Origin of the sequence: Labrys methylaminiphilus subsp. lupini, from assembly GCF_051161885.1 — a bacterium.
Lineage (GTDB): Bacteria > Pseudomonadota > Alphaproteobacteria > Rhizobiales > Labraceae > Labrys.
On record NZ_JBMDIH010000001.1, the window covers coordinates 834,449 to 856,831 of the forward strand.

23 protein-coding genes are annotated in these 22,383 nt (G+C 61.1%); 12 read left to right on the forward strand and 11 right to left on the reverse strand.

The features are described 5' to 3' along the window. The first annotated feature begins 214 nt into the window (after positions 1-214). Complete coding sequence (locus ACN6KF_RS03845; protein ID WP_434955562.1) at positions 215-853, forward strand: DUF2171 domain-containing protein; 639 nt, start codon at positions 215-217, stop codon at positions 851-853. Between the two features lie 68 nt (positions 854-921). Here ACN6KF_RS03845 and ACN6KF_RS03850 read toward each other — a convergent pair whose 3' ends face one another. Beyond that, positions 922-1,335 (reverse strand): VOC family protein, encoded by a 414-nt coding sequence (locus ACN6KF_RS03850; protein WP_434955563.1) that lies wholly within the window; start codon positions 1,333-1,335, stop codon positions 922-924. A gap of 211 nt (positions 1,336-1,546) precedes the next feature. Here ACN6KF_RS03850 and ACN6KF_RS03855 point away from each other — a divergent pair, with 211 nt between their 5' ends. Continuing rightward, positions 1,547-2,251, forward strand: coding sequence for a DUF6882 domain-containing protein (locus ACN6KF_RS03855; RefSeq protein ID WP_434955564.1), 705 nt, complete (start codon positions 1,547-1,549; stop codon positions 2,249-2,251). 97 nt (positions 2,252-2,348) lie between these two features. On the opposite strand, the gene ACN6KF_RS03860 is transcribed toward ACN6KF_RS03855, so the two are convergent. After that, positions 2,349-2,624 carry a DUF4242 domain-containing protein gene (locus ACN6KF_RS03860; protein WP_434955565.1) on the reverse strand — a complete coding sequence of 92 codons (276 nt, stop codon included), beginning with the start codon at positions 2,622-2,624 and terminating at the stop codon, positions 2,349-2,351. 146 nt (positions 2,625-2,770) lie between these two features. On the opposite strand from ACN6KF_RS03860, the gene ACN6KF_RS03865 reads away from it, so the two are divergent. Together ACN6KF_RS03865 and ACN6KF_RS03870 are read left to right on the forward strand one after the other, a co-directional pair. Beyond that, positions 2,771-3,691: a LysR family transcriptional regulator gene (locus ACN6KF_RS03865; protein WP_434955566.1), complete on the forward strand. Its 921-nt coding sequence runs from the start codon at positions 2,771-2,773 to the stop codon at positions 3,689-3,691. A gap of 144 nt (positions 3,692-3,835) precedes the next feature. Beyond that, a complete protein-coding gene (locus ACN6KF_RS03870; RefSeq protein ID WP_434955567.1) occupies positions 3,836-4,075 on the forward strand; it encodes a hypothetical protein in 240 nt (79 codons plus the stop codon). A 57-nt stretch (positions 4,076-4,132) separates the two neighbouring features. Here ACN6KF_RS03870 and ACN6KF_RS03875 read toward each other — a convergent pair whose 3' ends face one another. Next, complete coding sequence (locus ACN6KF_RS03875; RefSeq protein WP_434955568.1) at positions 4,133-6,130, reverse strand: peptidoglycan-binding domain-containing protein; 1,998 nt, start codon at positions 6,128-6,130, stop codon at positions 4,133-4,135. A gap of 454 nt (positions 6,131-6,584) precedes the next feature. Here ACN6KF_RS03875 and ACN6KF_RS03880 point away from each other — a divergent pair, with 454 nt between their 5' ends. From ACN6KF_RS03880 to ACN6KF_RS03890, 3 genes are all read left to right on the forward strand, one after another. Then, positions 6,585-7,337 carry a hypothetical protein gene (locus ACN6KF_RS03880; protein WP_434955569.1) on the forward strand — a complete coding sequence of 251 codons (753 nt, stop codon included), beginning with the start codon at positions 6,585-6,587 and terminating at the stop codon, positions 7,335-7,337. 213 nt (positions 7,338-7,550) lie between these two features. Further along, positions 7,551-8,492, forward strand: a complete 942-nt coding sequence (locus ACN6KF_RS03885) for a T6SS effector amidase Tae4 family protein (protein WP_434955570.1) — start codon at positions 7,551-7,553, stop codon at positions 8,490-8,492. A gap of 228 nt (positions 8,493-8,720) precedes the next feature. After that, positions 8,721-9,197 (forward strand): hypothetical protein, encoded by a 477-nt coding sequence (locus ACN6KF_RS03890; protein ID WP_434955571.1) that lies wholly within the window; start codon positions 8,721-8,723, stop codon positions 9,195-9,197. A 126-nt stretch (positions 9,198-9,323) separates the two neighbouring features. Here the strand turns inward: ACN6KF_RS03890 and ACN6KF_RS03895 are convergent, their stop codons facing one another. Further along, a complete protein-coding gene (locus ACN6KF_RS03895) occupies positions 9,324-9,854 on the reverse strand; it encodes a DUF3455 domain-containing protein (RefSeq protein WP_434955572.1) in 531 nt (176 codons plus the stop codon). 176 nt (positions 9,855-10,030) lie between these two features. Then, entirely contained in the window at positions 10,031-10,561 is a 531-nt protein-coding gene (locus ACN6KF_RS03900) for a T6SS effector amidase Tae4 family protein (protein WP_434955573.1), read from the reverse strand. Between the two features lie 498 nt (positions 10,562-11,059). On the opposite strand from ACN6KF_RS03900, the gene ACN6KF_RS03905 reads away from it, so the two are divergent. The 3 genes from ACN6KF_RS03905 (at position 11,060) to ACN6KF_RS03915 (ending at position 13,349) form a co-directional block, all read left to right on the forward strand. Continuing rightward, positions 11,060-12,190 (forward strand): polysaccharide lyase family protein, encoded by a 1,131-nt coding sequence (locus tag ACN6KF_RS03905; RefSeq protein WP_434955574.1) that lies wholly within the window; start codon positions 11,060-11,062, stop codon positions 12,188-12,190. A gap of 217 nt (positions 12,191-12,407) precedes the next feature. Beyond that, positions 12,408-12,848 carry a hypothetical protein gene (locus ACN6KF_RS03910; RefSeq protein ID WP_434955575.1) on the forward strand — a complete coding sequence of 147 codons (441 nt, stop codon included), beginning with the start codon at positions 12,408-12,410 and terminating at the stop codon, positions 12,846-12,848. A gap of 81 nt (positions 12,849-12,929) precedes the next feature. Further along, entirely contained in the window at positions 12,930-13,349 is a 420-nt protein-coding gene (locus tag ACN6KF_RS03915) for a hypothetical protein (protein WP_434955576.1), read from the forward strand. 132 nt (positions 13,350-13,481) lie between these two features. Here the strand turns inward: ACN6KF_RS03915 and ACN6KF_RS03920 are convergent, their stop codons facing one another. From ACN6KF_RS03920 to uvrB, 3 genes are all read right to left on the reverse strand, one after another. Beyond that, on the reverse strand, positions 13,482-14,165 hold the full coding sequence (locus ACN6KF_RS03920; RefSeq protein ID WP_434955577.1) for a reverse transcriptase domain-containing protein: 684 nt from the start codon (positions 14,163-14,165) through the stop codon (positions 13,482-13,484). Then, positions 14,047-14,730: a reverse transcriptase domain-containing protein gene (locus ACN6KF_RS03925; RefSeq protein WP_434955578.1), complete on the reverse strand. Its 684-nt coding sequence runs from the start codon at positions 14,728-14,730 to the stop codon at positions 14,047-14,049. The genes ACN6KF_RS03920 and ACN6KF_RS03925 overlap by 119 nt, the downstream gene beginning before the upstream one ends. A 303-nt stretch (positions 14,731-15,033) precedes the next feature. Further along, positions 15,034-17,736: an excinuclease ABC subunit UvrB gene (gene uvrB, locus ACN6KF_RS03930; RefSeq protein WP_434955579.1), complete on the reverse strand. Its 2,703-nt coding sequence runs from the start codon at positions 17,734-17,736 to the stop codon at positions 15,034-15,036. Between the two features lie 156 nt (positions 17,737-17,892). Here uvrB and ACN6KF_RS03935 point away from each other — a divergent pair, with 156 nt between their 5' ends. After that, the gene (locus tag ACN6KF_RS03935) at positions 17,893-18,267 is read left to right on the forward strand and encodes a lysozyme inhibitor LprI family protein (protein WP_434955580.1); all 375 of its coding nucleotides are present in this window, start codon (positions 17,893-17,895) and stop codon (positions 18,265-18,267) included. 235 nt (positions 18,268-18,502) lie between these two features. Here ACN6KF_RS03935 and ACN6KF_RS03940 read toward each other — a convergent pair whose 3' ends face one another. Further along, positions 18,503-19,213 carry a GNAT family N-acetyltransferase gene (locus ACN6KF_RS03940; RefSeq protein ID WP_434955581.1) on the reverse strand — a complete coding sequence of 237 codons (711 nt, stop codon included), beginning with the start codon at positions 19,211-19,213 and terminating at the stop codon, positions 18,503-18,505. Positions 19,214-19,389: 176 nt separating this feature from the next. On the opposite strand from ACN6KF_RS03940, the gene ACN6KF_RS03945 reads away from it, so the two are divergent. Further along, on the forward strand, positions 19,390-20,244 hold the full coding sequence (locus tag ACN6KF_RS03945; protein WP_434955582.1) for a PA3715 family protein: 855 nt from the start codon (positions 19,390-19,392) through the stop codon (positions 20,242-20,244). A gap of 372 nt (positions 20,245-20,616) precedes the next feature. On the opposite strand, the gene queC is transcribed toward ACN6KF_RS03945, so the two are convergent. Both queC and trhO read right to left on the reverse strand, forming a co-directional pair. Beyond that, on the reverse strand, positions 20,617-21,321 hold the full coding sequence (queC, locus tag ACN6KF_RS03950) for a 7-cyano-7-deazaguanine synthase QueC (protein ID WP_434955583.1): 705 nt from the start codon (positions 21,319-21,321) through the stop codon (positions 20,617-20,619). A gap of 62 nt (positions 21,322-21,383) precedes the next feature. Further along, positions 21,384-22,319, reverse strand: a complete 936-nt coding sequence (gene trhO / locus ACN6KF_RS03955) for an oxygen-dependent tRNA uridine(34) hydroxylase TrhO (protein ID WP_434955584.1) — start codon at positions 22,317-22,319, stop codon at positions 21,384-21,386. Positions 22,320-22,383 lie beyond the last annotated feature (64 nt).

Below are 22,383 nucleotides of genomic sequence, written 5' to 3' on the forward strand. Positions count from 1 at the left end.
TCACCGATTTGCGCTTTTTATGGAACGCATGCGCTGCTCAGGCATTGTCATAGTGGAACGTCCTGTCACCCCAGAGCAAAGCGCGTTCATGCCTGAACGCTTGTTTGCTCTGGTTCCTTGTTTCGACGCGTCTTTGCGATTCCGGGCGATTCCGTCTCATCGCAAAACGCTTTAGGCCCGTGGACTCCACGGGCGGATGCAAAGGAAGTCTGCCATGACCGAGATCATCACCGGTTTCTACGACAATCGATCCGACGCGCAAGCCGCGCTCGAGCAATTGCTGGCGGCCGGGTTTGCCCGCGACCAGATCACGCTCAACGCCAAAGACGAGAATTCCGACTATGTCCGGGAGGAAGACAGTGCCTCCTACGATCACCGGCGTGACGAAGGCGGCTTCTGGGCGATGCTCAAGCACTTCTTCTTTCCAGACGAACGGCGCTATCTCTACACCGAGGGCATGAGCCGCGGCGGCACGCTGCTCACGGTCGAGGCCGAAAGCCACCAGATCGAAACCGCCAGGATGATCCTGGAGGAATACGGTTCGATCGACCTGCCGGCGCGGGCCGAGACATGGCGCCAGAGCGGCTGGCCGGGCTTCGCTGCCGTGGCCCCGGACGGCGTGCTGCTCGCCCCCGAACCGAGCGGGGGTAACATTCGCGAGAACATGGAGGTCATCACCGCCGATGGCGTGAATATCGGCACGGTCGACGATCTCGGCGACGACCAGATCCGGCTCGCCAAGAACACCTCGCCCGACGGCGTGCATCATTTCGTGCCGCTGGACTGGGTCGACCACGTCGACGAGCAAGTGCATCTCAAACGCAAGGCACCGGAGGTGCAGGCGGTCTGGTAGGCCGTTTGGTCAGTGATGCGTGACGACGGGCGCCGGATCGGGCGCCCGTTGCATTTGGTATGGCCAGTCTATCGCGCGAACACGCCGTCGAAATCCTTGAAGCCCTTGATCTCGATCGGATTTCCGCTCGGGTCGCGGAAGAACATGGTGCGCTGCTCGCCCGGTTCGCCCTGGAAGCGGATCACCGGCGGGATCTCGAAGGCGATGCCGGCCTTCTCCAACCGGGCGGCCAGGTCCAGCCAGGCATCGAGGGGCAGGATCACACCCAGATGCGGCATCGGCACCAAATGATCGCCGACCTTGCCGGTCCGGCTGGTAGCGAAGGGCGTGCCCAGATGCAGCGAAATCTGGTGGCCGAAAAAGTCGAAATCCACCCAGCTCTGGGTGCTGCGTCCTTCCTCGCAACCGAGCACGTCGCCATAGAAGTGGCGGGCCTGGTCGAGATCGATGACGTGATAGGCAAGGTGGAACAGCGAGCGCATGGCCGGTCTCCGCGGTGGCCGGGCGAGGGTAGCTGAAATGCGGGCGGCGATTCAACGCCGCGGGCCGGGTGCGGCGAACTTCAGGGCGGGACGATGCGGCGGCAATGTTCCCTTGGACATTGCCTCGTCGTGTCTCCGGTGCAGAAATGCGGTGTCGCGATTCATCCCGATCGGCAGTCGGGCATTCACGCGGCAATCCGGGACGGTAACCATGGCCCCTACCTTGAACGACCTGTTTTCCGCGGAAGCCGGCTCGGCATTCGCCCGGCAATTGTCGCTCGGTGACCTGATCGGCGACCGCTCGTGGGACGTCGACATCGGGCAGGGAAAGATCTCGTTCGGCAGCGATCTCGCCTTTCCGATCCAGGTTCTCGGGACTAGCGCGGAGCAGGACAATAGCTGGCTGTGGGGCTGGGCCAACCACCAGAGCGGCCTGCCGGCCTCCGTTCTCGAGGCCTGCACGCGGATCAAGGAGATAGGCGATCAGCGCGGCATCAGGGAGTTCGTCGAACCGAAATTCGGGCTCGGCACCATCACCGATCACATGCTCGCCATGCTGTGCGGGGCACTGGTAGACAGATCCTGCTACTACCGGGCTCCCTATCAGGACGGCGCACTCTTCCTTCTGCTCGAGAAGCTGCCTGCTTCGATCCGTGCGCCGGTGGCAGCCGAGCGGGTGAACACGGTGCTGATGCAGGTCGTCAGCAATTTCGAGGTCGATCATCGCGCGATGGCGGAGAGTTTCCTGCGCCAGCAGGGGTTCACGGTCAAAGCGGAGCCCGCGATGATATCCGCGACGCGCGAGGCGGATGGCGCCGAGGTCAGGCTTGCCTTCGATGCGCAGCAGCGGATCGCCAAGGTCGAGGGCGTCATCAAGCCCCGTGAGGTGAAGAAGCCCTGGTGGAAGCCATGGTGAGCGGCGGGGACGGTTTTGCCGAGTTTCGAAAATACCAGCGCCGAAGCAAGCGGCTTTTTCGGCGGGCCGCTTGCTTCAATCCTGCCAAGCGAGGCGTTCAGTTGTTCGCGGTCAACGGATCGATGATCTGTGAAACCTCGGTGATCTTCGTGAACGGAATGCCGCTGAGCTCACTGTGCCTTTTGATCTCTTCCTCGCTCTCGGCCAGGTAGATGCAGAAGGTCTTTTCACCGGCAACATAGGAATGCTGCCATTGGACACGGGGGCCGATCGTCGCGAGCGCCTGGTTCGAAGCGCGGGCCGCACCGCAGAGTTCGGTTACCGAGAACGACCCTATGCCCGGAATGTCGCGTTCAATCACATAGCGTTTCATGTCTGTTTCCTCGCTGTTGTGGGCTTATTTCCCAGCAACGATGCGCCTTTGCCAGGGAGACGGGAAGCGCCAATTTCTTTTGCCTGATAAAGAAAATCTTTAGTAACAAGGCTTGTTCTTTTGTCGTCTAAAGATAATCTTTAGCAATGCCCGCCACCACGCATCTCAAGTCGCTGCAGGCGCTCGAATTGGCGATCAGGTCCGGTTCGCTCAAGGCGGCGGCGGATCGCCTGGGCATCACGCCGGCCGCGGTGGGCCAGCGCATTCGGGCGCTGGAGGATTATCTAGGGGCCGACCTCTTGATGCGGGGGCGCTCGGGACTGCAGCCAACCCCCGAACTCAGCCATGCGCTGGGTGATCTGCATGTGGCGTTCGCGGCGCTGGAGCGTGTGACCGAAACGCTGGATTTCCAACGCGTCAGCGAAATCCAGATCGTGGCGGACACGGATTGGGCCGAGCTTTGGCTGGCGCCACGCCTGCCCGCATTTCGGCAGGACCATCCGAACATCTTGTTCTGTATCAATGGAGCCGGCGATGTGCCGCTCAGGCTCGGGGCGCCAGATGTGCGCGTCGGCTATGGCAATGGGCGCGACGAGCCCTTGTTCAGCGATGTCTTTCTGCCCTTCTCGGGGCCGGACAATCTGCGCCGCATCGCCGGCCGGGATCCGAGCATACAGATGGAGGGCATGCCGCTCCTGCATCTGAAAGCGCAGCTGGAGGAATCGGGGCCGCCTGGATGGGTGGAATGGTTTCAGGCATTCGGACATCGCGAGAGTGGTCCGGATCGTGGCGTGCGCTATCAACACATGCGACTGGCCCTGGAGGCGGTGCGCCAGAACGTGGGGTTTCTGGTCTGTGGCCTGTCCCTGGTCCAGCGCGACCTGGAAGAGGGGCTCGTCGTCAATCCTTTTGCGATGTCGCAACATCTGATTGCCCCACATCCCTATCGGCTGAAGCTTCGCCAGGATATCGACAAGCGGCCGCAACTTCAGAGCTTCGCGGCATGGCTGCGCAACGAGGCGAGCGAGACCCGGAAGTATATCGAAAAGACGGTCGCGCAGGCCTGAGACCGGGCCAAGGCATTGCGGTGACAGCCCAGTGAATATGCTACTATGCCGGCAAACAGTGCGGGCCATCAGGCCTCGCAAGCGAGCCGGAACCTCAATCGGGTAAACTGTCACCGCAATCATAATCATCCTGGGAAAGCGCTCATGTCAGCTCATATCTTCGACATCGTTTCGAAATCCCGCACCGAGGTGGTGATCGCCCATCATGAGGAGGGGCATTCCTATAGGTTCAGCGTGGCGAAGAGCACCGCGGGCAAGCGTGTGCTGGCCGACACTGTGCATTCGGTCGCCGGGCTGGCCGCCAAGCACCCGCCCGAATGGTACACCGCCAGCGCCCGCGCCTTTGCCACCACGGTGGCGCATCGGGCGCATGCGATCGATTGAGGGCAAAGCAAGGGTGGTGTCGGGATGATCGGTTAGGCCCACCGATCAAATCCGCTCTCACCCGACTTGCAGCACCTTGTCGCCCGGCATGATGGCGGACACGAATTTATAGCCGCGGTTCACGCCATAGCGCGGATCGGCCTTGATCAGCGCCATGAACTGGCGGTGGCCGTTCTTGGTGCGGCCGACGAGGCAGCCGGCGCTGGTGCGGCCGAGATCGCCCTGCGGCGCGTCATAGCCCCAATGCTGGTTGATGGCGAAAAGGCCGGTGTCGAGGCGATCGCCGGTGCGCTGGAAGTCCTTGTTGAGGTCCCTGAAGACGCTGAGGGGCTCTGCCTGGACGAGGGCCTCATGGGCCGACGGAGAGCCGGCATGGTGGGTGCCGACGACCCAGGCCTTGTACTGGTTGAAGGCGATCCTGGCCGCCCCGCCGGGGTTCATCGGATGAACGGTCCAGAAATCGCCCGGCTCGGTGGTGCCTTCCCAGAGCGCGTCCTTGAAATCGGGGCGGCCGTTCCTGTCGATGGCGAAGACGATCCGGAGGTCGTTGAAGACATTGTGCCTGTCGTCGTTCAGCGTGCCGTCCGGGTTCAATCCTTCGAGATAGGCGATGTTCCGGCAGTCGGGATGGCGGCAGATGAAGTATTTCTGCGCCTTCATATAGGCGATGACCTTGTCGAACCAGGTTCCGGTCGTGGTGATCTCGGGCAGGAGCGCCGTCGGCTCGAGCAGCCGGCGGGCGATGGCGCTGCTGAAGCCGCCGCCAAGCGAGATACCGTTCAGGTCGCAGAATTCGCTGAGGGCCCAGAGCGAGACCGGGCCGAACTTGCCATCGGCGGGCGGATCGAGGAAGCCCAGTTCCGACAGCCGCCATTGGATCGCCGTGACCAGGCTGGTCTTGCCGCCGAGCTCGGCCACCGGGATGGTGGCGCCGTCGAATTGCGACAGCGAGGTCGTGCCGCCGCCCGTCGCCGCGGCGGTGCCGCTCTTCCGGAACTTGGCGGGCACGATATGGCCGTCGACATAGTCGGTCAGCCAGGCGCGGTAGGCTCGCGTGGTGTCGCCGCCGGCGGCATCGACATAGGCCTGCGCCTTGCTGCGCCCGATCTGGGTCACCAGGTCGCTGAAGGTGTAGGACCGCGTCTGCTTCAGGAAGGCCTGCGCGCCGCCGAGCCCTTCATGGTGGGCGATATAGATGAAGCGGGCTTTCTCGTCGTCGCCGATCTGGTCGTCAACAAGCCCTTCGGCGATCAGGGCGCTCAAATTGAACAGGCCATATTCGGCCGCCGACACGATTGCCAGCTCCGGATCGAAGCGCAGGTCGAGCACGGCCTGCTTCCGCGCGGCTACAATGTCGTTGGCGGCGCTGACGAAGCCCTTGGCCTTGCAGACCTGGTTCAGCAGCGTCTTCCTGTTGGTGGCATGCGAGGTCCAGGTGCTGTCGAGGAACTGCGTGAGCCCGGCCGCGCTGCTGGTGCCGGCCTTGGAGTTGGCGTTCCACTGGCCGGTCGGCAGTTTGGCCGCCTCGGCATCGATGAGGGCAGCGAGTGCGGCCGCGTCGATGTCGGTAATGCCATGGGCCTTGAGGAGGGGCGCGCGATAGACCTCGTTCGGCCCCAGGCTGAGCTCGTCGCCAGTATCGAAACCGGGTCCCTCGGCCTGCTGTTCGTCGGCGTCGTCGGAGCCATCGGCCGGCAGGTCGTTGGTATCGATCCAGCCTTCGGCGGCGCTGCCGTCCTCCAGCCGGATCCGCACCTTCTTCCAGGGCGGCAGCTGGGCGCGTTCCTCGATGATGCTGCCCGTTACAGGCCTCGGCGTGCCCAGAGGCTCGTCATAGAGCTTGAACGCCGTCGCCTGCGCGATCTTCAGCATGTCGGCGTGGAGCCAGCCGAGATAGGTCTGGACGGCCTTGTCGGTGTACGAGACCTTGGCCCAGCTCGAAAGCCCCCGCAGCTGCGAAACCCGGTCGCCCGCGGCGAGACTGACGAGCGCAATGGAGGAATCGTCGGGATCCGGAAAAAGCGACGCCTTCGAAATCACGATGCAATCAGCCATGGCAGCCCCTCCCAACGAGCCAGCAGATCTCAGGCGGATAGGTATGGTCGCGCGGTTTTACTTCCGTGGTTCGCACTGCATCGCGGCGTGAAAAGGATTCAAGAATTCACGACAGGAAAAGGGATGCTTGCCGAAATCGATAGTCACAATAGACGCGTACGGATGCGATGCAGAGCGAGACCTTCTGCTACGAAGTCGCGTATTTCAGGCGTGGATAGTTCGCCGATAAGTAACGCACCGCGGGGCGATGTTTTCAATGACTGTTTTGGCGCTCCCGAGCGGCTTTTCACGGGGCTGTCACGGCTTCGGCCTTCAGTATGGTTCTGCAATCCTCAAAACCAGCGCCATGACAGGCCCGTGACCCGAGTTTCTGGCGAAATCGGCAAGTCGTGACCGTCATTTCAAATACTTCAATCCTGTGTAATTCCCAGGAAAGGAAGACGAGGAGGTAGGAATGGAATATGCAGCGTTGCTGTTTACCCTCCTCATTAGTCTCATCGGAGCGATCCTGGACAAGCCGCCTCTGTGGGCCAAATGCGCAATTATTTTCCTTATTCTGGCGTCATCCAGTGTCTCTGGATATAAAATCTGGAGAGACGACCAGGACAAGCAGGCCAAGCAACTGTTCGATACGGAAGTCGAGAGAAGAACGATTGCCTTGAGTATTTCCGATCTGAACGTCGTGCACCCTCAGATCCTTGGATGGCTGCAATCGAAAGGCTACACCGCGGGTACGGATTGCCGCACTTGGGGAGACGGCGTCCTCTGCGACGTTCAGGAGGTGCAGGGGAGGGACAAATGGGACCTGCCGCTGCGACGCACCGATCTCGCGGCTTTGTACCTGTACGCCTTGAAAACGAAACCTTCGCTTTCCCCGGAAGCTTTCATGTATCTGGATGCCTTATTCACGCGGGGCGGGCGCGCTGACCCCTTGATGCAGCGAACGGATCTGCTGGATACAACCGCCATACTCGCGGCAAACAGCCTGTATGAGAGCTGCGGTTTCGGACCCAATGCGATGCGGGTGAGCGACAAGCTGGAATTTTTGTTGGATTACCAGCGGGACGCCGTCCTTCGCACCACCGTGCTGGCGCAGCCGGATCCGTCCTTGTGGGCAATGGACGAAGACCCTCCGAAGGTGTTCCATCGCCTGATCACCCAATACAGGCGGAGTGTCGCGGTGCAGGACAACCAATGCAAAAGCTGAGCTGGACCGGCGGCATTGCAGGGGATTTGGGCCGCATCCCGGGTTCAGCCGGTCAGCGGCCGCCGTAAATGAAATGCACCGTCGTCTCAACCGTCCGTAATCGTCGTCGTAATTCGCGGTTCTAGCAAAGTTGAATTCCTGCGGGGGAAAACTACCGAGGCAGCGAATTCAACGCACAGGGTTGTTCGAAGATCAGGCTCGCGGAGAATTTCCATGGATAATTTTGTCGATATTCATGGCAAGCCAGTGCATCGGGTCGATCTGGCTGTGGGTGAAACTCGGATCGTCAGCCTGAAAAAGTTCGATTTGCAGCCCATGGTCGAAGTGGGAGTGATTGCACGGAACTCTGACATCGCCTTCAGCCAGCAATGCGTTCATCTGGGCGATGTGACCAAGAAGAAATATATCGACGTCTACGACATGGCGAAGGTCGCGGCTGATAATGTTCCGATCGAGTCTCACGGACGGTACTTTTTCCAGATTTGCGGCAGGTCCGCCGGTGATACCGAACTGGATGCCTTCTATTGGGTTTCCAAGGCAGGGAAGATGGGCGCCACTTATGCTCCGTCACTGCCCATCAGCGTCAAGGCGAACCCGAAGCTGCTCGTCTTGCCGGCTGCGCCCGGCCGGCATGTCGGCAGCTTTCAGGAGATGTGGAACAACCATCCGATGAGCCCGACAAACGGGGCCGTGCACTATCCCTGCAACAAGGGCGAGGCTCCGCTGCGCAATATGCAGTGTTTCGTCCGGCTCTGCGAGGCCCTGCATCTGAGCGGGGTGTCGTTCAAGGGGTGTTGGGGATCGTCATGCCAGCTTCCCGGTGCCGATCACCGGCATCATTTTTCGAACCCCTACGATTTCCCAACCTGGTCCTGGGCCAAGGGGAAGGCCTATGTCTGGGAGGCAAAGCCCCCATTCTCGCCCGAACCGATGCCCGGCCTTGCCGCGTTCAAATTTGTCGAAGGCCGACAAGGCATCATCCTGTTCACGCATTATTTCAGCATCAAGGGGCAAACCTCGATGTGGGGCGGGCACATCGATTTGTGGAACAAGGATCGGATGGGCAACACCTATACCGACATGGACCCGATGCAGGGCGAATCCGCGTTTCTCAGGTCGAGAAAGATCAGCTTCTGGCCGCTGGTGGCGCTATAGGCCGGCAAGTGCGGACCGAAACCGATACTGGGTAAATCGTGCCGTAGTTCGCCATTGCACATTCCACGACATGGGGGGAGGGCAGCACCGGTAAACGGGTGATATGGGTCAATCGGGTATGTCGCGAAATAAAAGACAGTGAGCGCTGTCTCTATAGTTTCAATTTCGAGTAAAACATGGTGTGTTCGCTGGTGCTTTACCGTGGGGCTGGCGATGTTGCGGAAATTCATGTTGGTATTGGGGGTGTCGGCTTTGATTGCTGGCTGTGCGCCCCTGATAGGAGCGAATGCCAACAGCACGACGCCGCCGAGCGCGGAGACCAAGAAGAAATTCCAGGGCGGCACGACCAACATGTCGTTCGACGCCCATGGCACGCAGGTCGAGTTCCTGAGCAAGGACGGCCGGACCGCCCTCTGGTATCCCGGCAACGGTATCGTGCTGCAGGGCCGCTGGCGTCTCGTCGGTGCCGATCCGACCACGGGTTTCCAGGACAACATCTGCTTCCAATACGGCGCCAACACCTACAATCCGCTGACGCTCAACTATGGCGGCAACTGGGAATGCGAGGGGATCGCCCTCTATCAGGGGCATGTCGTCGAGCGCGTGGCGGGTGATCCTTTCGGCCTGGACAAGCGCGGGGCCGTGCTTTTCGTCCTGCCACGGCAGCGCACGACCTTCGCGGAGCTGCTGAAGCGGCGTTCCTGACGCCTCGTCACGCCTGGTTGAAATCGAGGCGCCGAGTTGACCTGTCATCCCCGGCACAGCAGAAGGCCGTGGGGAGGGGATGACGCGCGCAGTTGCCCGTATCGGTCAGAGTTCACTGTCGCCGGCTTAGTTGGCCTTGGCGAAGAACGCGTAGGTCGCGGTATAGGGCACGCCCACTTTCGTCCCGGTTCGCACGGGCGCCGTGGCCGGGGCGACGCCGCCATGGGTCGCGATCCGCTGCACATAACCCACATTGCTCAGCACGCCGGCGGCCGGATCGGCCGTCACCTTGATGAGCAGCCAGGGGATATCGGCGCTGGCCTTCTTGGCCGGCACCGTCACCACCGGCGTATCCTTGTCGCGGACGATCTTGCTGCCATCGGCGGCTTCCCAGGAGGGGCCGGCATAATGATGGAAAGCGCCCTGTCGCGCCGCCAGCTCCGCCACGGGGGCCTCAAGCACCCATTTCGGCGCCGCGCCGGCTTCCGCCGTGCTGGTATAGACCTGCAGGCCCTTGGCCTTGGCGGTGAAGGCCAGTGTGTAGCCGGCGGGCGGCTGCAACGTGGCCGGCACGGCCTCTGCTGCGTTTGCAGCCTGCGTTCCTCCGGCAAACAGCATCGCCGCGGCGACGCATGCGTGGGTTCTTTGCATAAGCATCACTGTCTCCTGGCCCGATTCCGGGCTGGTGCATGTCGCGGCCACGCTAACATGGCACGGCGCCATGGGGGCGGCAACATTGTGGGGAACACAGGCCGGAGCTGGACTCCACCCCATATGTGAGACAGCAAAATACGTAAACTATCACCGTAGTTGGTAATTGGGACCAGCCTCGTTTATGCGAAATCCCAGAACAATACTGTTTTGTTGCTGAAAATTCCCCCCTCACTCATACCCGCAGGGCTATTCGCACTTTGTTTTATAGTGCTCATGTTCCATAACTCGTTGTGAGCCCTGGGCCCAAGATGGGTTCTGGTATCATAAAAAACCAATATCCCCCATCTGTCTGCCAAGTAAGCCTTCATATTGCTCAAGGACGGGTCGGCCATGTTTTTAATGTTTTCTCCAGGGAAAAACTCTCCCTCGAGAAAAAGATCTACTTCATCCGGGGCTCCAAAATAATAATCTCCGCTTTTTCCGCGAAAATTTGGCCGGCGATAGCTTCTTTCCGGAACTTTAATGCCTGCTGCATTTAATGCGTAGCTCAACTGTATACAGCACGACGTTGCGCCCGGCGCATACGCATGTATTCCGTCCATGACGCCCGCAGCATCCGGCGGAAGGCTGGTAAAATATGGGAAATTATCCCATATTTTATTAAAATCGAAAGAAATAAAGTTCACATCTCTTACTGTATCATCACTCATATTCGTCACCGTGAGCTGACTGAATCGTGATACTTCGGATTTTGCAAGTATGCGGTCTAGCGCGGAATGGCAAGCGCAGCCACGGATACTTTCGTGCCGGTTCGCTAGACTGACTTGTCAATGATACGATAGACATAACAAACCCATAAGTCAAAGCCGAATGAGTTGCTTGCCGCTCCAGTTTTCCCGCCGGAAATTATTGAAGAAATTCACGTGACGCAGGTTTTGGTCCTCTTTCGCGAGGGACGGGGCCGGTCTCGGCTTGCAGTTGGGTTTACGGATTGGGGTGATCGTGCATTCATCGGGCGGGGCAACCTAAATGTCTTGAGAGACAGCTGAATGAATGCACCGTCGCCGTAACCACCAATTCCACGATGACCAGCAAGATCGATATAGTGCATGAGGCGACGAAATCAGTAAATCGCCACCGTAGTTCCAACCCCTTGTTTTGACAGCACCTCAGCTTTGCATGATGCTCGCGCGATTGGGGGGCGACGCATGCGGTGGTTCGTTGCCGGCTTGCTTATCTCGTCGAGCCTGGCCGGAGGCTGCCGGGCCGGCGATCTCCATGATGGTTTCGACAGCGGCAGCGCCGACCGAGCCTTGTGGAGCTTCAGCAAGTTCGTCGGGGGCTATCCGTCCCGGCAGGTGCAGCCGCTCTTCCCCGGCATTGGCGGCACCGCGGGTGCCATCTCGATCGTCACGACGGACGCCGACGGCGGCAATGATTGCCCGCTCGAGGAAATGCCGGCGGGCGGCTGCCAGCGTGCCGAATTGCAGGTCGCGAAGAGTGGAGCGCTCCCTTACGGCTCCGATAGCTGGTATGCGTTCAGCTTCCGTATCCGGGGGCTGGTCGCGGCTTCCGGTAGCCACCGCACGGTCATCGGCCAATGGAAGGGGCCTGGCAATGACAGCCCGTTCGTGGCGCAGCGCTACGATGACGGCATTTTTCATATCACCGTGGAAACGGCCAACGGGCGGTGCCTCGTTGCGACGGATCGCAACAATGTCGCCGAGGTGCTCCAGGCCCAGGGCCTTCTCGCCTCCCTGGACGCGTCCGACGATCGGGTGCGCGAACAGGCCGTCGCGCTGATACGGGGCAGAATCGGGCAGCAGCGGCAGGCGGAGGTTCTGACCGGCTTGATGCCGGCCAACATAGCCTTGCCGGCATCGTTGCCGGGCAAGGAGGCGGAGGACCGGCGCAGCGGCGAGAACCGGGCCGCCGATTACCTGCAAGGGCTCGCCTTCCTGTCCGCCCCGGAGAATTATCTCGGCTGTCGCCTGGTCCGTATCGAGCCGGTGTCGAACCGGCCCCTGCCGACGCCCAGGGAGGCCTGGGTCGACATGGTCTATCATATCAGGGGTTCGCACGACGAGCCGTCCGGCAGGCCGGTTGGCGCCCTGCTCGAAGTCTGGGCCGACGGCCGCAAGATCGTGCGTGTCAGCGGCGATTTCGGCACCCGGCCGCCCATCGATCCCAAGGCCGATCCCGGGACGCAATATGTCAAGCTCGGTCTCTATCGTCTCAGGCAGCCGGGGACGCTCAGCATCGACCTCGACGAATTCTCCCAGGCCTCGGATGCGGCCGGGCTGCGGCTCGAGCACATGCATCCGTTGGAGACGCCGTGACGGGTGAACCCATCTACCTCAAACCCCAACACTGCGCCCCCTGTTACCTAAACTTATTGTCTCACCAGAGGGGTGCAGTCCAGTCACTATAATTCGAAATTCCGGCCGCTCCGCTCTGTTTCGACTTTTGCGGCTTGATCAAGCGACTTCGGCGGTGTCCTATCGTTAGGCATTCCAAAATTGCAGCCAGAAAAGTGCTGCCGAGGGGGAAGTCGTGATGAAGCGTGCTTATTTTATCTTGTTACTACTCGGACCGGCTTTTCTTTTGCAGTCGTGCGCTGAGAACAAGCCTTTGGAGAAAGGGTTGAGGGTAGGTCCAAGCGTCACTCGTCATACCAAAAAGAATCAAGCCGTAAAAATCTACAGCGCCTATCAGATTGGCGACGATTGCGTGATGTACGACGCACCGCCCCGCGTCAAAGCCGTCTCTCCACCGAAGAACGGTACCCTCACCATTGTTACCGTTAGAGACCATGCCGCTTATCCCGCGACAAGCCATCTCTTTAAATGCAACTCGAAGCTGATACCCATGACGGCTGTCAATTATCAGCCAAATCCAGGCTTCACCGGAACTGACGACCTCACGTTGCAAACTAACTTCAATGGGATTCTCAATCCTCCGGATAAGACTGCGGTCACCGTAGAAGTGGCACCTTAAACTACAGTCGCAGTGCATTTTATCGACGATGCGGAATCAAATTGAAATTAAATGCACTGTCACCGTAATTCCGAGGGGAAAATGCGGAAAATTTCTCGTTTCGTCACGATCGTGACGCTGTTGCTTGCTGCTTGTACTGTTCAACCGCGTCAAGCCAGCGTAGGGGCTTCTATCCGCCAGGACTTTCGCTCGAAATGCAGGGTTCCAGACTTCGCAACCCTGATCATTAACGACCGAGCTAAAGCAAAGGTGGAGGCCGCGGTGTATATGCGTTGCCTCAATGGCGAAGCCAGACAGCAGGGGCTACAGCGGGCAAAGCCCGTTTGTGTGGCTAAGGGTGTAAGGGACGGCACCGCTGAAATGAGGCAATGCCAACTTGCCGAGGGACATGCGCAGTGTCTTCGATCGATCCGCGACTATCAGGGCTATGCCGGCCAATTGGGATCCGCCAATACCAACGGCCCCACCGCAGAGAGCACCTGCGCGCAGATCTATCATTAATCAAAGATTCTGCGGATAGGTTAGTAGTCGCAACAAGCACGCGAGGTAGAACTTACTTCTCTGGTCGAGCTTGATCACGGGGACAGTGCATTTTATTGGCGATGCCAAATCCAATTGAAATTAAATGCACTGTCACCGTAACCCGTGTCTATTGCTGGGGAACTGGTCCACTCCCAAAACTGCTAGTTTGTCTGCATCTAGATTGGCAAGGGCCTTCGCTCCAATTATCTCTTGCAATAGCTGTTTAACGGCCTTCTTTTTCGCTGCTTCAAGTCGATTGATAAAGGACTCTGGATCGTCCAAAATTGCCATAGAAGCTCTATGGCCTATAATAAAACGATCAAGGACTTGAGATAGGTGGCCAATATTCCGCTTGTCCTCAAGGCAATTTCGAAATGATGCCAGGCTCATTATCTTTTCTACAATGGATTCAAGCTTCTTATCAGGCGCTCGAAGCTCGTATTTATCTCCAAATCTTCTTATTTCGATACCTAAGAACGTTACAGCATCGGATGGAGCCCGAATTGCTGTCTTACTGGTTTCTGACAGCTCAGGAATGTTAAGTTTAACTTTCGTCAATTGATTTTGAATAAACGCGAGCGCGCTTTCGCATTCGCTGCGGCTGGCTGCAAATAGAGCTAAATCATCAGCATATCTTAGAATGGAAATTTTATGCTTCACCAACGTTCTATCAAAATCACGTAAAAGCAGATTGGATATTAGGGGGGATACAGGCATACCTTGCCGAAGCCCTCTGCCCTTTATTATGCCGTTCTCTCTCGCGATTTTTGCTCCATCTCCCCCCCCCCCCGTCATCTAATTCGCAATCGACAGCATTGCACAATAACTGAGCAATTACCTTGGAACGCACTCGGGATGATATAATTTTTTTAACCTGATCGCGGGGAATGTTATCAAAGAACTTAATTATGTCGGCTTGAAGCACCCAAGGTTTTGCTTCGCGTTGGGCCCGAGCCTCACGTTGTGCATCGGCTAAAGTTCTGCCCTTAGTAAAGCCATAACTCACGCTGGAAAAAGCGGCTCTTCGGAAGCGCACATCATTTTCGAGATGTGCCAACAAAACTCTCTGAAGCAAACGATCACGTACTGTCGGCACAGATATAATTCGAAAGCCGCCAGAATTTTTTGGCACGGGCGCGAGTCGAAGCTTACTAAAGCTGAAGCTTCCACTCCGCAGCTCCGCGCGGATATGTGCTATTTGAAGGTCAAGATTCGAACCGAACGCCGCCGGCGTGACATTGTCGACACCTGCCGAGCCAGCACGAGTTTTTCCGGTGCTTGATTTACCTTTTGCGTCCCTGCTGCGCCGCCAGACTTCTCGAAAAGCTTCGTGAGATAAAGTCTTTGGCAATCGTCTCACACCATTCTCCCCCAAGTACCAGAGCAAAGCTCCCTGGGGGCACGGCTGGTGGGTTCCGAGTAACCTGCATCCGAGGATGACAGAACGGAACCGTAGTCCGCCTCCTCAGCCTGGCGCTGGGCGCAAGCATTCGAAGTCGGAGAAACGAGGCGACGAAGGCCGTAGCGCAGGAAGCGAACCGGGCCTAGTATTCAAATAGATGATTCGCTGACATTTGAACATGGATCTGCCGTGTTATTCCACAGCGAACACCCGAAGCAGACTTAAGTTGGGAACAAAGGACTGCAATTACTAGAATAAGGTCTACCTCTTCCACCCACGTCCAGGCTTCCCGCCACCCTTTCGCCTCGCCTCAGCCCCCAACGGCACTTCGCGATCCGTACCCGGGCCCATGCTGTCCAGACCCGGCTTGGTGGCCCGCGTCTTCGGCAGGTTGGCGGCGTCGCCATAGGCCTTCGGGCCCTTATAGGCGCCGGCCTTCTGGCGCACATTGACCTGGCGGGCCGAGCCGTCGTCGGCCACGGCCATCTCGGTCTCGCGCAGGCGCTTGAGTTCGTCGCGCAGCCGCGCGGCTTCCTCGAAGCGCAGGTCGGCGGCGGCGTCGCGCATGCGCTTTTCGAGGTCGGCGGTCACGGCCTCGAAATTGTGGCCGATGGTGGAGACCTTGTCGGCCAGTCCCTTGTCGACAGTGACGCGGTCGCGCTCATAGACCGAGTTGGTGATGTCGGCGATCCCGCGCTTGACGCTCTCGGGCGTGATGCCGTTGGCGGTGTTCCAGGCCACCTGCTTTTCGCGTCGGCGGTTGGTCTCGGCGATGGCGCGCTCCAGCGAGCCGGTCATGTTGTCGGCATAGAGCAACACGCGGCCGTCGACATTGCGGGCGGCGCGGCCGATGGTCTGCACCAGCGAGGTTTCCGAGCGCAGGAAACCTTCCTTGTCGGCGTCGAGAATGGCGACCAGGGCGCATTCGGGAATGTCCAGGCCCTCGCGCAGCAGGTTGATGCCGATCAGCACGTCGAAGGCGCCGAGGCGGAGGTCGCGGATGATCTCGATGCGCTCGATGGTGTCGATGTCCGAATGCATGTAGCGCACGCGGATGCCGTGGTCGTGCATGTATTCGGTGAGGTCCTCCGCCATGCGCTTGGTCAGCACGGTGACGAGGGTGCGGTAGCCCTGTTTCGCCACCTGCTGCACCTCGCCGAGGAGATCGTCGACCTGGGTGCGGGCAGGGCGGATCTCGCATACTGGATCGATCAGTCCGGTTGGGCGGATGACCTGCTCGGCGAAGACGCCGCCGGTGTGCTCCAGCTCCCACTTGCCGGGGGTGGCCGAGACATGCACGGTCTGCGGGCGCATGGCGTCCCATTCCTCGAAACGCAAGGGACGGTTGTCGAGGCAAGAGGGCAGGCGGAAGCCATATTCGGCCAGGGTCGCCTTGCGCCGGAAGTCGCCTTTATACATGGCGCCGATCTGCGGCACGGTGACGTGGCTCTCATCGGTGAAGACGAGGGCGTTGTCGGGCAGATATTCGAACAGGGTCGGCGGCGGCTCGCCGGGCAGGCGGCCGGTGAGCCAGCGCGAATAGTTCTCGATACCGGCGCAGGAGCCGGTGGCCTCCATCATCTCCAGGTCGAAGGTGGTGCGCTGGTCGAGGCGCTGGGCCTCGAGCAGGCGGCCGCCGGTATAGAGCTGCTGCAGCCGGACCTTGAGCTCGTCCTTGATGCCCTTGATCGCCTGGTTCAGCGTGGGGCGCGGCGTGACGTAATGCGAATTGGCGTAGACCTTGACGAATTGCAGGTCCTGGATCTTCTGGCCGGTGAGCGGGTCGAATTCGGCGATGCTCTCGATCTCGTCGCCGAACAGGTTGATGCGCCAGGCGCGGTCCTCGTAATGGGCCGGGAACAGCTCGATGACGTCGCCGCGCACCCGGAAGGTGCCGCGGCCGAAATCGGCGCTGATGCGCTTGTATTGCAGGGCGACGAGGTCGGCGATCAGCTGCTTCTGCTCGACGCGCTCGCCCACGCTCATGCCGAAGGTCATGGCGGTGTAGGTCTCGACCGAGCCGATACCGTAGATGCAGGAGACCGAGGCGACGATGATGACGTCGTCGCGCTCCAGCAGCGAGCGCGTGGCCGAGTGGCGCATGCGGTCGATCTGCTCGTTGATCGAGGACTCCTTCTCGATATAGGTGTCCGTGCGCGGCACATAGGCTTCGGGCTGGTAATAGTCGTAATAGGAGACGAAGTATTCCACCGCATTGTTGGGGAAGAACGACTTGAACTCGCCATAGAGCTGGGCCGCCAGCGTCTTGTTGGGCGCCAGGATCAGAGCGGGGCGCTGGGTGCGGGAGATCACCTGCGCCATGGTGAAGGTCTTGCCCGAGCCGGTGACCCCGAGCAGCACCTGGTCTCGCTCATGGCTCTGCAGGCCCTCGACCAGGTCGGCGATGGCGGTGGGCTGGTCGCCGGCCGGCTGATATTCCGAGACGAGTTCCAGGCGGATGCCACCCTCGCTCTTGTCGGGGCGCGAGGGGCGATGCGGCGTCCATATCGGCTTGCCGATCATGCGCGGGTCGCCGGTCTCCAGCAGTTCGGAGAGGGCCTTGATGGTGCCGGCCGAACCGCCGAGCTTGTCGAGCCCGTCGGGATCGAGCTGGCCGTCGTCCTTGGCGCGGGCCTTCTTGTCAGGTGCCTTGCGCTTGACCGCACGGCCCTCCATCTCGGCGCCTCCGCCGGCCGAGGGCACGCCCAATTTGGCGGCAAGCTCGGGGTCGAGGCCGGTGACGGCACCGGCGTCGAAGCCACTCTGCGGCCCCTCGCCGAAGCCCGGCTTCTCGTCGTCGCGCAGGCTGCTCCTGGCCTCCTTGAGCAGGCCGGGATTGAGCAGGGCCTTCAGATGCTCGTCGAGCGAGGGCAGGGCCGGGCGCGACGCCTTGGATTTCGGCGTGCGGAGTTTCTTCGGAGCAGGGGTCTTGCTCGAGGAGGGGGCTTTGGGTGTATCGGACATGCCCTGATAATGGGGTGAGTCACGCGCCGGGGGAAGGGCCGTCGTCGGAAACTTGCTGACAACGTCCTGTCAGCAGGGTGGCGAAGTTTCCTGCGGCACGACAAGGCCGGCCCTGTTGTGCTAGCGACGGGTTCTTCGTTGCCTTCGGAGTTTCGGATGATCCGTCCTGCAAGTTTTATCATGACAGCGGCCCTGGCCGTCGCAACCCTCGCCTGGCAAGGCCCGGCCCAGGCCGCCGGTTTCGACTGCCGCAAGGCGCATAGCGCGGTCGAGAAGCTGATCTGCGCCCTTCCGAAACTGTCCCGCCTCGATGACGAGATGAACAGGCTCTACCAGGCCATCGAGGGCGAGACGCGCGGGGTCGACGGCGAGACCGGCGCGGTCAGCGACCCCTTCGGCAAGGACCAGACCCACTGGCGCGAGACGGTGCGCGATGTCTGCACCGACGCCTCCTGCATCGAGCGCGCTTATGTGGCGCGCATCGGCCAGGTCAAGAAGGACTGGGCCTCGGCCCTGGGCGAGGGGCAGTAGGGGAGTTCAGAAGCAGGCCCCTCGTCATCCCCGGCCGAGCGCCTCGCGAGCGCAGCGAGAGAGCTAGGGTATCGTCACAAGCTTCGCTTGTGACTGGGATCCAGGGGCCATGGATCCACGCCTATCGACCCCTGGATCCCCTTCCCTCGGCCTACGGCCTCGCCGGGGATGACAGAGCAGCTATTCTTGAAGGGTACCCGTGCTCTCGTCTTTCCGGCAGCGGTCAGTTCCTGCCTCAGCGGACATGAAAGTCCGTGGCGACCAGCGGCAGGCCAAGGCTGGCGGCGACGGCGCGCGAGGCCAGGTTGTCCCAGGACGTGCTGTAGAAGGGCACGGCCCCCAGCGCCCGCACGGCCTGCGCCCAGCCGGCGACGACCGCGACGGCATGGCCATGGCGGCGGTGGTCGGAGTGGGTCTCGACCCCGGCGCAATGCACGGCATCGGAGATGCGCACGCTGGCGCAGATCGCCACGGCGCGATCGCCCTCGACCACAGCCAGGAAGGGCCGCCTGTGCGGTACGTCCGGCAGCCAGTCGGGGAAGAGCGGCCGCAGCAAGTCCGCATTGCCCTCATCGATGGCGATGGGTTGCCGTTGCGGCGGCGGGACGGCATCCGCTCGGTAGACCGGCCCGGCCCAGATCTGCGTCACCGGAGCCTGGTGGCCGAGCAGATCGAGATAGGCTTCTTCCCGGGCCGGGCGTTCCCTCGGCACCTCGCCCAGCGCCTCGTCGCGGCAGAGCTCGCCGAGGCGGGCGACCAGCGCATCCGGCATATCGGCGCGGCAGCGAAACAGCGGCCCGGCCGGCGTGCGCATCAGATGGAAGCGGGGCGCCGGGTGGGAGTCCCACTCATTGCTGTGCAGCAGGCGCCCGCGGCCATCGGTGGCATAGAGCGTGTCGAGACGGCGGCTCAGCAAGGCCCGCTGGGAATCTGTGTCGAGAGGCATGGACCGAGCCTATCGATGCGGTGCCGGGCAGGCAATCGCAGGGAGCGAACGTACTGTATCCGCCGAAACTGAGGTCGCCGGTCAAACGGTGCAAGAGATTGCCGCTGCTCTAGATTGTCCCGGCTCCGGCTCGTGCTAGATGTCGGGCCGTCCCTCCGGAATTGGAATCACCCGACATGAAGCTTCAGCTCGCCCTCGGTGCCGCTGCCCTGGCCCTGATGCTGCCCACCCAGGCCCTGGCCGAATGCGACATCACCGATGCCCTGCTCAAGCAGGCCTATCCCGACGCGCAGCAAGGCGACAACGGCCTGCTGGTGAAGGGCGGTGGCTATGATCGTTCGATCAACCCGGACGACGTGGTCTGCAAGGCCTGGCCCTACCGCCCAGAACTGATGCTGGCGGCGGTGCCGCTGATCGAGGCCAAGCCGCCGGTCGAGGGCGAGAACAAGGGCGATGTCGAGATCATCATCGCCGATGTCGCCACCGGCAATCCCGTGGCGCGGCGGCTGGAGAAGGGCATGGCGTTCTCGGATGCCATCCAGTTCGGCTCGATGAGCCTCGACACGGCCCGCTACGATGTCGGCGACGGGCTGCGTGCCTTCGGCCTGCGCACCTCGCAATCAGGCAGTTCGCGCGTCAATCCCTATAACGAGCAGGCGCTCTGGATGTACACCTTCGACAAGGGACGCATCGAGCGCGTGCTGGACGGGCTGATCGTCGAGCGCAGCAATGGCGAGAACAATGGCGATTGCGAGGGCGAGTCGACCTCGGTGACGCGCACCGTCAAACTCGGTCCCAAGGTCGAGCTGGGCTATCGCGACCTCACGGTCGAGCAGAGCGTCACCCATGAAACCTCCACGAAGGTCGGTGGCGAATGCAGTTTCGACAAGCAGCCCGGCAAGGCGGCGCGGTTCGAGCTGATCTACGACAATGGCCATTACCGCCCGACCGCCGGCGTCAAGCCGCGCAGCGAGGGCGGCGATATCGAGAAGGACCTGTTCTCCACCATCGAGATCGGGGCACAGCCGTGATCGCACGCCGTCTTGCCAGGCTGCCATCGCCTGTCTCCTGCCGGCCGTCGTCATCCCCGTCGATGACGCTGGGCTGAGGCAAAGAACGCGACGCCAGTCATCCCTTCGCCCCGCTTGCGGGGAGAAGGTAAGGATGAGGGGCAGCGTGAGCTCGCAAATTGTTCGCGGAGCTGAGAACGGGGCGAGGGGCGCTTATGTTGGCCTTATCGGCATCCAATCATCTCGCCCAGCCCTTGTCCTAGAGCAAACAAGCGTTCGAGACCGAACGCTTGTTTGCTCTAACTCCTTGTTTCGACGCGTCTTTGCGATTCTTGACGATTCCGTCAAATCACAAAACGCTTTAGCAGCTATGCCGCCTGCCTGGCATTTGTCTCAGGAACCGCTCTCGGCCATGAAGCGGCGGTAGCCGCTGGACCGCAGTTCGCAGGCCGGGCAAGTGCCGCAGCCATAGCCCCAATCGTGCCGATGGCTGCGATCGCCATTGTAGCAGGTGTGGGTCTGTTCGCGGACGAGATCCACCAGCCGGTCGCCGCCGAGCTCCCGCGCCAGCGCCCAGGTCTGCGCCTTGTCGATCCACATCAGGGGCGTGTGGATGATGAAACGGCTTTCCATGCCGAGATTGAGCGCCAACTGCATGGCCTTCATGGTGTCGTCGCGGCAGTCCGGATAGCCGGAGAAATCGGTCTCGCACACGCCGGTGACGAGATGGCGGGCGCCGCGCCGATAGGCGAGGGTGGCGGCGAAGGTCAGGAAGAGCAGATTGCGCCCGGGCACGAAGCTGTTGGGCAGGCCGTTCTCCTGCATGGCGATCTCGACGTCGCGCGTCAGGGAGGTTTCGCTGATGCGGCCGAGTATGCAGAGGTCGACCAGATGGTCTTCGCCCAGCCGCGCGGCCCAGGCGGGGAAGGCTTCGCGAAAGGCGGCAAGAACCACCGGGCGCATCGCCAGCTCGATGCTATGGCGCTGGCCATAATCGAAGCCGACCGTCTCCACGCTGTCGAAACGCTCGAGCGCCCAGGCCAGGCAGGTGGTGGAATCCTGGCCGGCCGAGAACAGGACCAGGGCTTTGTCAGACATGGTTTTCTCCATCCCGAACCTCTTCACGACAGCCATTCATGCCCTTGGAATGGCGGGGTTTTTCAGCCTTCTTCAACCGCCGTGGCGAGGCGCGGGCCGAGATGGGCGTGGCCGCGCCGGCGCGCGAGCGTCTCCTGGCGATGGCGTTCGCGCGAGGAGGCTTTCTGTGTCTCGGTGAGGGTTGCGGCGCAATAGGGGCAGCTCACCCCTTCCTCGTAGTCGGGCGATTGCCGGTTCGCTGCCGAGAGGGGCGACAGGCAGCCATGGCAGAGGGTGAAATCTTCTTGCCTGAGGCCATGGCCGACGGCGACGCGCTTGTCGAAGACGAAGCAGGCGCCCTCCCACAGGCTCTGCGCAGGCGGGATCTCCTCCAGATAGCGCAGCACGCCGCCCTTGAGATGATAGACCTCCTCGAAGCCCTCGCGCAGCATCAGGCTGGTCGCCTTCTCGCAGCGTATGCCGCCGGTGCAGAACATCGCCACTTTCTTGTGCCTGGCGGGGTCGAGATTGTCCCTGACAAAAGCAGGGAAGTCGCCGAAGCTCTCCGTCCGGGGATCGATGGCGCCCTTGAAGCTGCCGATACGCACCTCGAAATCGTTGCGCGTGTCGATGACCAGTACCTCGGGATCGGAAATCAGGGCGTTCCAGTCCCCGGGCTCGACATAGGTGCCGATACGCTCCAGCGGGTCGACGCTCTTGTCACCGATGGTGACGATCTCCTCCTTAAGCCGCACCTTCATGCGCAGGAAGGGCATGTCCTCGGCGAAGGAGGTCTTGTGCTCGATGGCGGGCAGGCCGGTGATCGCGCGCAGGCGCGGATGGAAGGCCGCCATCGCCTCGGGCGTGCCGGCCACCGTGCCGTTGATGCCCTCATGCGCCAGCAGGATGATGCCCTTGATGCCGAGCGAGCAGGCGAGCTTGGCCAGCGGCTCGCGCAGATCGGCGAACCCCGGCAGACGGGCGAAATGATAGAAGGCGGCAATTTCGATGGTCGGCATCGCCGCTCTTTAGCGCCAATGGAGGCGGGGGTAAACCTTGCCGGCACCGCCGGCTGGGCGCCGG

Excerpts from the sequence above, each read along its gene's own strand:
- ACN6KF_RS03885 (WP_434955570.1), top strand. The coding sequence starts at position 7,551 with ATGGATAATTTTGTCGATATTCATGGCAAGCCAGTGCATCGGGTCGAT.
- ACN6KF_RS03905 (WP_434955574.1), top strand. The coding sequence starts at position 11,060 with ATGCGGTGGTTCGTTGCCGGCTTGCTTATCTCGTCGAGCCTGGCCGGA.
- ACN6KF_RS03940 (WP_434955581.1), bottom strand. The coding sequence starts at position 19,213 with ATGCCTCTCGACACAGATTCCCAGCGGGCCTTGCTGAGCCGCCGTCTC.
- ACN6KF_RS03935 (WP_434955580.1), top strand. The coding sequence starts at position 17,893 with ATGATCCGTCCTGCAAGTTTTATCATGACAGCGGCCCTGGCCGTCGCA.
- ACN6KF_RS03920 (WP_434955577.1), bottom strand. The coding sequence starts at position 14,165 with ATGACGGGGGGGGGGGGAGATGGAGCAAAAATCGCGAGAGAGAACGGC.
- ACN6KF_RS03865 (WP_434955566.1), top strand. The coding sequence starts at position 2,771 with ATGCCCGCCACCACGCATCTCAAGTCGCTGCAGGCGCTCGAATTGGCG.
- ACN6KF_RS03910 (WP_434955575.1), top strand. The coding sequence starts at position 12,408 with ATGAAGCGTGCTTATTTTATCTTGTTACTACTCGGACCGGCTTTTCTT.
- queC (WP_434955583.1), bottom strand. The coding sequence starts at position 21,321 with ATGTCTGACAAAGCCCTGGTCCTGTTCTCGGCCGGCCAGGATTCCACC.
- ACN6KF_RS03915 (WP_434955576.1), top strand. The coding sequence starts at position 12,930 with ATGCGGAAAATTTCTCGTTTCGTCACGATCGTGACGCTGTTGCTTGCT.
- ACN6KF_RS03855 (WP_434955564.1), top strand. The coding sequence starts at position 1,547 with ATGGCCCCTACCTTGAACGACCTGTTTTCCGCGGAAGCCGGCTCGGCA.
- ACN6KF_RS03870 (WP_434955567.1), top strand. The coding sequence starts at position 3,836 with ATGTCAGCTCATATCTTCGACATCGTTTCGAAATCCCGCACCGAGGTG.
- ACN6KF_RS03875 (WP_434955568.1), bottom strand. The coding sequence starts at position 6,130 with ATGGCTGATTGCATCGTGATTTCGAAGGCGTCGCTTTTTCCGGATCCC.
- ACN6KF_RS03860 (WP_434955565.1), bottom strand. The coding sequence starts at position 2,624 with ATGAAACGCTATGTGATTGAACGCGACATTCCGGGCATAGGGTCGTTC.
- uvrB (WP_434955579.1), bottom strand. The coding sequence starts at position 17,736 with ATGTCCGATACACCCAAAGCCCCCTCCTCGAGCAAGACCCCTGCTCCG.
- ACN6KF_RS03900 (WP_434955573.1), bottom strand. The coding sequence starts at position 10,561 with ATGAGTGATGATACAGTAAGAGATGTGAACTTTATTTCTTTCGATTTT.
- ACN6KF_RS03845 (WP_434955562.1), top strand. The coding sequence starts at position 215 with ATGACCGAGATCATCACCGGTTTCTACGACAATCGATCCGACGCGCAA.
- ACN6KF_RS03850 (WP_434955563.1), bottom strand. The coding sequence starts at position 1,335 with ATGCGCTCGCTGTTCCACCTTGCCTATCACGTCATCGATCTCGACCAG.
- ACN6KF_RS03880 (WP_434955569.1), top strand. The coding sequence starts at position 6,585 with ATGGAATATGCAGCGTTGCTGTTTACCCTCCTCATTAGTCTCATCGGA.
- ACN6KF_RS03895 (WP_434955572.1), bottom strand. The coding sequence starts at position 9,854 with ATGCTTATGCAAAGAACCCACGCATGCGTCGCCGCGGCGATGCTGTTT.
- trhO (WP_434955584.1), bottom strand. The coding sequence starts at position 22,319 with ATGCCGACCATCGAAATTGCCGCCTTCTATCATTTCGCCCGTCTGCCG.
- ACN6KF_RS03890 (WP_434955571.1), top strand. The coding sequence starts at position 8,721 with ATGTTGGTATTGGGGGTGTCGGCTTTGATTGCTGGCTGTGCGCCCCTG.
- ACN6KF_RS03945 (WP_434955582.1), top strand. The coding sequence starts at position 19,390 with ATGAAGCTTCAGCTCGCCCTCGGTGCCGCTGCCCTGGCCCTGATGCTG.